Genomic DNA, 9,456 nt, shown 5'->3' with positions numbered 1-9,456 from the left:
CACACCCGCCACCACGGCCAGCGCCTCCGGCGTCCGATGCTGGAACACCTCACGCGCCGAGAACACCAACCCCGCGCGCCGCGCCCGGCTCACCAACTGGATCGACACAATGCTGTCGCCACCCAGCTCGAAGAAGCTGTCGTCGCGCGCCACGTGCTCCACGCCGAGCAGTTCGGTGTAGAGCCGGCACAGTGTTTCCTCGCGCGGGTTGCGCGGGGCCCGGCCCGTGCCGCCACCGCTGGGCGCCGGGGCCGGCAGGGCGCGCCGGTCGAGCTTGCCGTTCACGGTCAGCGGGAGGGCGTCCATGGAGACGAAGGCCGACGGCACCATGTAGTCCGGCAGCACGGCGGCCACATGGGCCCGTACGGCGTCGGTGTCCAGCTCGCCGGTGCGCGGCACGGCGTACGCGACGAGGCGCTTGATGCCCGGCCGGTCCTCGCGCACCACGACAGCGACCTGGGCCACACCCTCGTACCGGGCGAGGACCGTCTCGATCTCGCCCAGCTCGATGCGGAAGCCACGCACCTTCACCTGGTCGTCGGAACGGCCCAGGTACTCCAGCTCACCGGTCCGGGACCAGCGCACCACGTCACCCGTGCGGTACATCCGCGTGCCCGCCGGGCCGAAGGGATCGGCGACGAACCGCTCGGCCGTCAGCCCCGACCGGCCGAGGTACCCGCGCGCCAGCCCCGCACCCGCGATGTAGAGCTCGCCCGCGACACCCGGCACCACCGGGCGCAGCGCGTCGTCCAGGACGTGGACCCGGCTGTTGGTGACGGGCCGGCCGATGAGCGGCCGGGCGGTGTCGGTGGTGCGCGAGGTGAGGGTGTCGACGGTCGCCTCGGTGGGGCCGTACAGGTTGTACCCGGTGACTCCCTCCGTGGCGGCCAGCTCCTGCCACAGGGCCGGGCTCACGGCCTCGCCGCCGAGGGCGAGGATGCGCGGGCGGGCCCCGGGGTCGCGGACGAGTCCGTGCTCGACGAGCTGTTCCGCGTACGAGGAGGTGAGTTCCATGAAGTCGATGCCGGCGGCGCGGACGTAGGCGATCAGTGCCTCGGGTTCGCGCCGGACGTCGTCCTCGATCAGGTGCAGCTCGTGGCCGGCCACCATCCACAGCAGGGGGTCGAGCGAGGCGTCGAAGGACACGGCGGCGGTGAGGGCGGCGCGCAGCGGGCGGCCCGCGTCGGCCGCCTCGGCGGCGTACAGCTCCTCGAAGTGGTGGTGGTGCAGGTTGACGAGGCTGCGGTGGGCGACCACGACCCCCTTCGGGCGGCCGGTGGATCCGGAGGTGTGGATGACGTAGGCCGGGTGGTCCGGCCGCAGCGGGGCGGTCCGTCCGGCGTCGTCGAGCGGTGTGTCCGGCAGCTCTCCGAGGGCTTCGACGACCTCGGGGTCGTCCAGGTCGATGTGGTGGCCGCCCCGGCCGTGCGGGACGGCGTCCCGGGTTCCGGCGGCGGTGAGCACGGCGGAGGTGCCGACGTCCTGGAGCAGGAGGGCGGTCCGGTCCACGGGGTGTGCGGGGTCGACAGGCACGTAGGCGGCGCCCGCCTTGGTGACGGCGAGCACGGCGACCACCAGGTCGGTCGTACGCGGCAGGGCCACGGCGACGTACTGCTCGGGGCCGACGCCGTGCCGGCGCAGGAGGCGGGCCAGCCGGTTGGCGCGGGCGTCGAGGCCGGCGAAGGTGAGGCGGCCGTCCGGGGCGACCAGGGCGGTGGCGTCGGGGGTGCGGGCGGCCTGCCGTTCGAACAGTTCCGGCAGGGTGGCCGTGGGCACCTCGCGGGCCGTCTCGTTCCACGCGACGAGGATGCGGTGGCGCTCATCGGCCGTGAGGACGTCCACCGAGGACAGCCGGCGGTCCGGGTCGCTCACCAGCTCGTCGACCAGGCGTACCAGGCGGGCCGACAGCTCGTGTGCCGTCTCCCGGTCGAAGAGGTCCGTCGCGTACTCGACGCGGCCGTCGATGCCGTCGGGGGCGCCGTCGGCGCCGAAGGTCTCGGCGAGCTGGAAGGAGAGGTCGAACTTGGCTCCGTCCACGCTGACGTGCTCGGGGGTGATGTGCAGGCCGTCCAGCTGGAGGGCGGCCTCCGCGTTGTTCTGGAGGGACAGCATCACCTGGAAGAGCGGGTGGCGGGCCAGGGAGCGTTCGGGGTTGAGCACCTCGACCAGCCGCTCGAACGGCACGTCCTGGTTGGCGTACGCGGCCAGGTCGGTCTCCCGTACCCGGTCCAGGAGTTCGCGGAAGGTCGGGTCGCCCGACACGTCCGTGCGCAGCACCAGCGTGTTCACGAAGAACCCGACCAGATCGTCCAGCGCCTCGTCGGTGCGGCCGGCGACGGGCGAGCCGATCGGGATGTCGGCCCCGGCGCCCAGGCGGTGCAGCAGCGCGGCCAGGGCCGCCTGGACCACCATGAAGACGCTCGCCCTGCTCGTACGGGCCAGCTCGGCCAGCGGGGCGTGGGCCGCCGCCGGGATCTGCAGGGGCACCGTGTCGCCCCGGAAGCTCATCTCGGCCGGGCGGGGGCGGTCCAGGGGGAGCGCCAGCTCCTCCGGCAGGGCGCCGAGGGTGTGGCGCCAGAACGCGATCTGTCGGCCGAGGCCGCTGTCCGGGTCGTTCTCGTCGCCCAGCTCCTCGCGCAGCCACAGGGTGTAGTCGGCGTACTGGACGGGCAGCGGCTCCCAGGCGGGGGCGGTACCGCCGTGCCGCGCGTCGTAGGCCTCGCCCAGGTCGCGGGCGAGCGGGGCCATGGACCAGCCGTCGCCCGCGATGTGGTGGACGACGATGAGCAGCAGGTGCTCGGCCGGCGAGGCGCGGAAGAGCGTGGCGCGGACCGGGATCTGCGTGGCGAGGTCGAAGTCCTGGGCCGCCGCCCGTGCCACGGCCGCCGGGTCGAGGTCGAGCACGGTCAGCTCGGGGGTCACCTCGCCTGCGGGCAGCACGAGTTGGCGCGGCCTGCCGTCGGTGTCGGGGAAGACGGTGCGCAGGCTCTCGTGGCGTGCGACGACATCGGCCAGGGCGGCCCGCAGCGCGTCCGCGTCGAGGTCGCCGGTGAGGCGCACCGCGAGGGGGAGGTTGTAGGTGCCGTTGCGCTCCTCGAAGCGGTTGAGGAACCACAGCCGCCGCTGGGCGGGCGAGAGCGGGACGGACTCCGGGCGGAAGCGGGCGGTCAGGGCCCGGCGGGCGCCGGCCGCGTCACCGATCCGCTCCCCGAGGCCGGCCACGGTCGGGGTCTCGAACAGGGCGCGGACGGGGAGTTCCGCGCCGAACAGGGTGCGGACGCGGCTGACCACGCGGGTGGCGAGCAGCGAGTGTCCGCCGAGGTCGAAGAAGCTGTCGTCGACCGAGACCCGCTCCACGCCGAGCACCTGGGCGAAGACCTCGCAGAGTGCGGCCTCCTGCTCGGTGCGCGGCGGCCGGCCGGTCTCGGTGGCGGAGCCGAGGACGGGTGCGGGCAGGGCGCGCCGGTCCAGCTTGCCGTTCGGGTTGAGCGGCAGGGCGTCCAGGGTCACGAACGCGGAGGGGACCATGTACTCGGGCAGGGCGGCGGCCACATGGGCGCGCAGCTCGGCCGGGTCGGTCTCCGTGCCGTCGGCGGGGACGGTGTAGGCGGTGATCCGGCGGTCGCCCGGCCGGTCCTCACGGACGACGACGGCGGTCCGGGCGACGGCCTCGTGGCGGGCGAGTACGGTCTCGATCTCGCCGAGTTCGATGCGGAATCCGCGTACCTTGACCTGGTCGTCGGTACGGCCCAGGTACTCGATCTGCCCGTCCGTACTCCACCGCACGAGGTCGCCCGTGCGGTACATGCGCTCCCCCACCGGCCCGAACGGGTCGGCCACGAAGCGCTCCGCGGTCAGACCCGGCCGGCCCAGATACCCGCGGGCCAGCCCGGCGCCCGCGAGATAGAGCTCTCCCGCCACACCCACCGGCACCGGATTCAGCCCGGCGTCCAGCACATAGGTGCGCGTGTTGTGCAGGGGCCGGCCGATCGGCGGTGTGCGGTCGGTGGCGGTGTCCGTGAACCAGGCGGTGGCGTACACCGTGGCCTCGGTGGGTCCGTAGATGTTCGCGAGCGTGCAGCCGGGGACGGCGGCGCGGATGGTGTCGGCCGTGTGAGCGGTGAGCCCCTCCCCCGCGAGCACGACCAGGCCGGCGCCGATGCGGGCCTCCGGGTCCTGTCCGAGGGTGTGGGCGAGCGCCGAGGGCACCGCGCTGATCAGGCTGTAGGTGCGGGCACCGGTCTCCAGGAGGGCGAGGAGGTCCCGCACCACCTCGATGCGTCCGCCGCTGAGCAGCGGGCCGAACATCTCGAAGACGGAGACGTCGAAGTTGAGCGAGGTCGCGGCGAGCACGTCGGAGAGCCGGTCGCGGCCGATGCCGGCGATCGCCCAGGCCGCGAAGTCGGTGACGTTGCGGTGGGTGACGACCACGCCCTTGGGGCGGCCGGTGGAGCCGGAGGTGTAGATGACGTACGCGGGGTGGTCCGGCACCAGCGGCCGGACCCGGTCCCTGTCGGACGGGGCGGTGTCCGGGTACTCGGCGACCCCGGCCGTCGGTTCGGGCCCGTCGAGCACCAGGCGCCGGATGTCGCCGGGCAGTACGGCGGCGGCCTCGCCGGTGGTGAGTACGAGGGTGGGCCGGGCGTCGTCCAGCATGAACGCGATGCGGTCGGCCGGGTATCCGGGGTCGACCGGCAGGTACCCGGCACCGGACTTCAGGACGGCGAGCAGGGCGACCATCATCCGCTCGGAGCGCGGCATGGCCAGGGCGACGAGCTGTTCGGGGCCGACGCCCAGGTCGATGAGGTGCCGGGCGAGCCGGTTGGCGCGCGCGTCGAGTTCCGCGTAGGTGAGTTCGGTGCCCGCGTGGCCCACCGCCGGGTTGTGGGGCGTCCGGGCGGTCTGGGCCTCGAACAGCGCGGGCACGGTGGTCGGCGGCACGTCCCGGTGGGTGTCGTTCCACTCGGTGAGCAGCCGGTGGCGCTCGTCGCCGGTGAGGAGTTCGACGGAGCCGATGCGGGCGCCGGGGTCGGCGGTCACCGCGTCCAGCAGCCGTACCAGGCGGTCGCCGAGCGCCTCGGCGGTGGCGGGGTCGAAGAGGTCGGCGGCGTACTCGACGACACCCTGGAGTCCGGCCGGACCGCCGTCGGCGGCGAAGGTCTCCTCCAGGGAGAACAGCAGGTCGAACCGTGAGGCCTCGATCGGGACGTGGTGGGCGGCGGCCCGCAGCCCGTCCAGGTCGAGTGTCGCCTCCGCGTTGTTCTGGAACGCCAGCATGACCTGGAACAGCGGGTGCCTGGCGGACGAGCGCACCGGGTTGAGGATCTCGACCAGGCGCTCGAAGGGCACGTCCTGGTTGGCGTACGCGGCCAGGTCGTTCTCCCGGACCCGTTCCACCAGCTCGCGGAACGTCGGGTCACCGGAGAGGTCGGTGCGCAGCACCAGGGTGTTCACGAAGAAGCCGACCAGGTCGTCCAGTGCCTCGTCGGTGCGGCCGGCGATGACACTTCCGACCGGGATGTCGTCGCCGGCACCGAGCCGGCCCAGCAGCGCGGCCAGCGCGGCCCGGACGACCATGAAGACACTGACATGGCTCTCGCGGGCCAGGGAGACGATCCGCTCGTGCACCTCGGCCGGGAGCCGCAGCGGGACGCTCCCGCCCCGGTAGGTCGCTTCGGCGGGCCGGGGCCGGTCCGTGGGCAGCACCAGTTCCTCGGGCAGCCCCGCGAGCGCGGTCCGCCAGTGGTCGATCTGCCGGGCCAGCGGGCTCGACGGGTCGTTCTCGTCGCCGAGGACCTCACGCTGCCACAGGGTGTAGTCGGCGTACTGGACGGGCAGCGGCTCCCAGGCGGGGGCGGTACCGCCGTGCCGCGCGTCGTAGGCGAATCCCAGGTCGCGGGCGAACGGCGCCAGGGACCAGCCGTCCCCCGCGATGTGGTGCAGCACCACCATCAGCACATGGTCCGTGCCGGGTTCGGCGGCGTCGGTCACCTGGAACAGCCGTGCGCGCAGGGGCGGCTCGACGGCGAGGTCGAAGCCCTCCCCGGCGGCTTCCGCGAGCGCCGTGTCGAGTCCGGCCGCCGTGACCGCGGTGACGGGCAGACCGGGACGGGACACCGCGGCGGGCAGGACGAGCTGGCGGAACCTGCCGTCGACCTCGGGGAAGACCGTGCGCAGGCTCTCGTGGCGGACGACCACATCGCCGAGCGCGTCGCGCAGGGCGTCCGGGTCGAGTGCGCCGGTGAGGCGGAGCGCCAGGGGCAGGTTGTAGGTGGCGCCGGGCCCCTCGAAACGGTTCAGGAACAAGAGCCTGCGCTGCGCCGGGGAGAGCGGGATCTCCTCCGGCCGCTCCCGGGCGGTCAGCGCCCTGCGGGCCCGGTCCGCGCCGGTGACGCGCTCCGCGAGCAGGGCGACCGTCGGCGCCTCGAACAGGGTGCGGACGGCGAGTTCGGCGCCGAAGACCGCGCGGATGCGGCTCACCAGCCGGGTGGCGAGCAGGGAGTGTCCGCCGAGGTCGAAGAAGCTGTCGTCGACGAGGACGCCGGGCAGGCCGAGCACTTCGGCGAAGAGGGCCGCGAGGATCTCCTCCTGCGCGTTGCGCGGCGCGCGTCCCGTACCGGAGGCGCCGAGGTCGGGGGCGGGGAGGGCCCTGCGGTCGACCTTCGCGTTGGCGGTCAGGGGAAGGGCGTCGAGCGTCACGAAGGCGGACGGGACCATGTACTCGGGCAGCCGGCCGGCGGCGTGCGCGCGTAGTTCCGCCGGGTCGGCGGTGTCGCCCGACGGGACGAGGTAGGCGACGATCCGCTGGTCGCCCGGCCGGTCCTCACGGACCATGACGGTCGCCTGGGCCACGCCGGTGTGCCCGGCGAGCGCGGCCTCGATCTCGCCGAGTTCGATGCGGAATCCGCGTACCTTGACCTGGTCGTCGGTACGGCCCAGGTACTCGATCTGCCCGTCCGTACTCCACCGCACGAGGTCGCCCGTGCGGTACATGCGCTCCCCCACCGGCCCGAACGGGTCGGCCACGAAGCGCTCCGCGGTCAGACCCGGCCGGCCCAGATACCCGCGGGCCAGCCCGGCGCCCGCGAGATAGAGCTCTCCCGCCACACCCACCGGCACCGGATTCAGCCCGGCGTCCAGCACATAGGTGCGCATGGAGTCGAGGGGCCGGCCGATGGGGATGCTGTGCGGGGTTTCGGAGGCGCTCCTGACCGTGTATGTGGTGGCGAAGGTGGTGGTCTCGGTGGGGCCGTAGCCGTCGACGACGACGAGCCCCGGGCAGGCCTCCAGCACCCGGGCGACGGCGGCGGCGGGCACCACGTCACCGCCGGTCCACACCTGGCTGAGGCGGCCGAGGCTGCCGGGGCCGTCCTCGGCGATCAGCCGGAACAGCCCGGCGGTCAGCCAGAGCGCGGTGACACCGTGCCGCGTGACGGTCTCCCGCAGCCGCGCCGCGTCGAGGTCGCCGGGGGCGGCGACGACGACCTGGCCACCGCCGAGCAGCGGCACCCACAGCTCGTACGTGGAGGCGTCGAAGGCGGCCGGCGAGTGCAGCAGCACCCTGTCGTGCCCGAACTCGAACCTGCGGTCGGCGGCCAGCGCGGCGATGTCCCGGTGCGTGACGCCGACGCCCTTGGGCACGCCGGTGGAGCCGGACGTGAACATCACGTACGCCAGCTGCTCCGGGTGCACCGGCACGGCGGGGTCGTGCGCGGGTGCGTCGGACGCGGTCAGGGCCGGGCCCGCCTCGATCACGGTCAGGTCCGGCGCCACGCGGCCGGGTGCGCCGGGGTCGGTGAGCAGTACCCGGGCGCCGGTCTCCGCGAGGATGTGCCGGATCCGGGAGTCGGGGAAGCGCGGGTCGAGCGGTACGTACACGCCGCCGGCCTTGAGGACGGCCAGCACGGCCGCCACCAGGTCGGGCGAGCGCTCCATGAGCAGCGCGACCCGGTCCTCGGGCCGTATCCCGGCCTCGATGAGGCGGTGCGCCAGCCGGTTGGCGCGGGTGTCGAGTTCCCCGTACGAGAGGGTGCCCCCGTCGTGGACGACGGCCCCGGTGGACGGGGACCAGGCCGCGAGTTCGGCGAAGAGCGCGGGCACCGAGCGGTCCCCGGCCTCGTTCTGCTCGGTGTCGTTCCAGGCGACCAGCAGCTGGTGCCGCTCCTCGGCGCCGAGCGGCGACATCCTGGCGACGGGGCTCTCGTACCGGGCGGGCGCGTCCTCCAGGAGCCGGACGAGCCGGCCCATCAGGGTGTCCGCCGCCGTGGCGTCGAAGAGATCGGTACGGAAGTCCAGCCGCAGTTGGAGACGCTCACCGGGGACGGCGGTCAGGATGAGCGGGTAGTGGGTGGCGTCGTGGCCCTCGATACCGGTGACCGTCAGCCCGCCGCCGATGTCCAGGACGTCCGCGTCGAGCGGGTAGTTCTCGAAGACGACCAGGGTGTCGAAGAGTTCACCGCGGCCGGTCGCCTGCTGGATGTCGGTCAGGCCGAGGTACTGGTGGTCCATGAGGCCGGCCTGCTGGTCCTGCAGCCGGTCGAGCAGAGCGCCGAGACTCTCCGCCTGGTCGATCCGTACGCGGACGGGCAGGGTGTTGATGAAGAGGCCGACCATGGACTCGATGCCGGGGACCTGGGGCGGGCGGCCGGAGACCGTGCCGCCGAAGACCACGTCCTGGCGGCCGGTGAGCTGGCCCACCACGATCGCCCACACCGCCTGGAGCAGGGTGTTGAAGGTGACGCCGCCCGCGCGGGTGAGGGCGGTGAGCCGCTCGGTGAGGTCGGCGGGCAGGTCGACGAGGAGGCGGCCGGGCGCGGCGGGGCTGCCGTCACGGCCCGCGGGGGCCACCAGCGTGGGGCCGTCGAGGCCGTCGAGCACCTGCCGCCAGGCGGTCTCGGCGGCCGTACGGTCCTGGGCGGCGATCCAGGCGAGGTGGTCGCGGTTGGGGGTGACGCGGGGCAGGGCCGAACCGTCACCGGAGCTGTTGTAGAGCGCCAGCAGCTCCTTGACCAGGACCGGCATGGACCAGCCGTCGAGGAGGATGTGGTGGTTGGTGATGACCAGGCGGTGCTGCTCGGCACCGGTCCTGAGCAGGGCGAACCGCATCAGCGGGGGCCGGGTGGCGTCGAAGCGCGCGGCGCGGTCCTCGGCCATCCAGTGCCGCAGCTCCGGGTCGCGGTCTCCGGCCCGCAGGTCACTGAAGTCCACTTCCTGCCAGGGGAGTTCGACGTCGGCGGGGACGACCTGGACCGGCGCGTCGAACCCGTCGTGCCGGAACGCCGCACGCAGTCCGGCGTGGCGGGTGAGCAGGGTGTGGGCGGCGGCGCGCAGGGCGTCCGCGCGGAGAGGCCCCTCGATGTCGAGGGCGAGTTGGACGGTGTAGACGTCGTGGCCCTGCTCGTCGTACACCGCGTGGAAGAGGAGTCCCTGCTGGAGCGGGGAGAGGGGCAGTACGTC

Annotated in this window: 1 protein-coding gene; it reads right to left on the bottom strand. The window is 73.8% G+C overall.

Annotation, left to right across the window (positions count from 1 at the left end; translation table 11 throughout):
- Window positions 1–9,456: amino acid adenylation domain-containing protein (locus ABZ565_RS34975; RefSeq protein ID WP_361036270.1), on the bottom strand; the 9,456-nt coding region annotated here is incomplete at both ends.

Origin of the sequence: Streptomyces sp. NPDC016469 (assembly GCF_040632905.1) — a bacterium.
Taxonomy (GTDB): Bacteria; Actinomycetota; Actinomycetes; order Streptomycetales; family Streptomycetaceae; genus Streptomyces.
The sequence above is the reverse complement of the archived record's forward strand: the minus strand, read 5'-3'. Positions and strand labels throughout refer to the sequence as shown.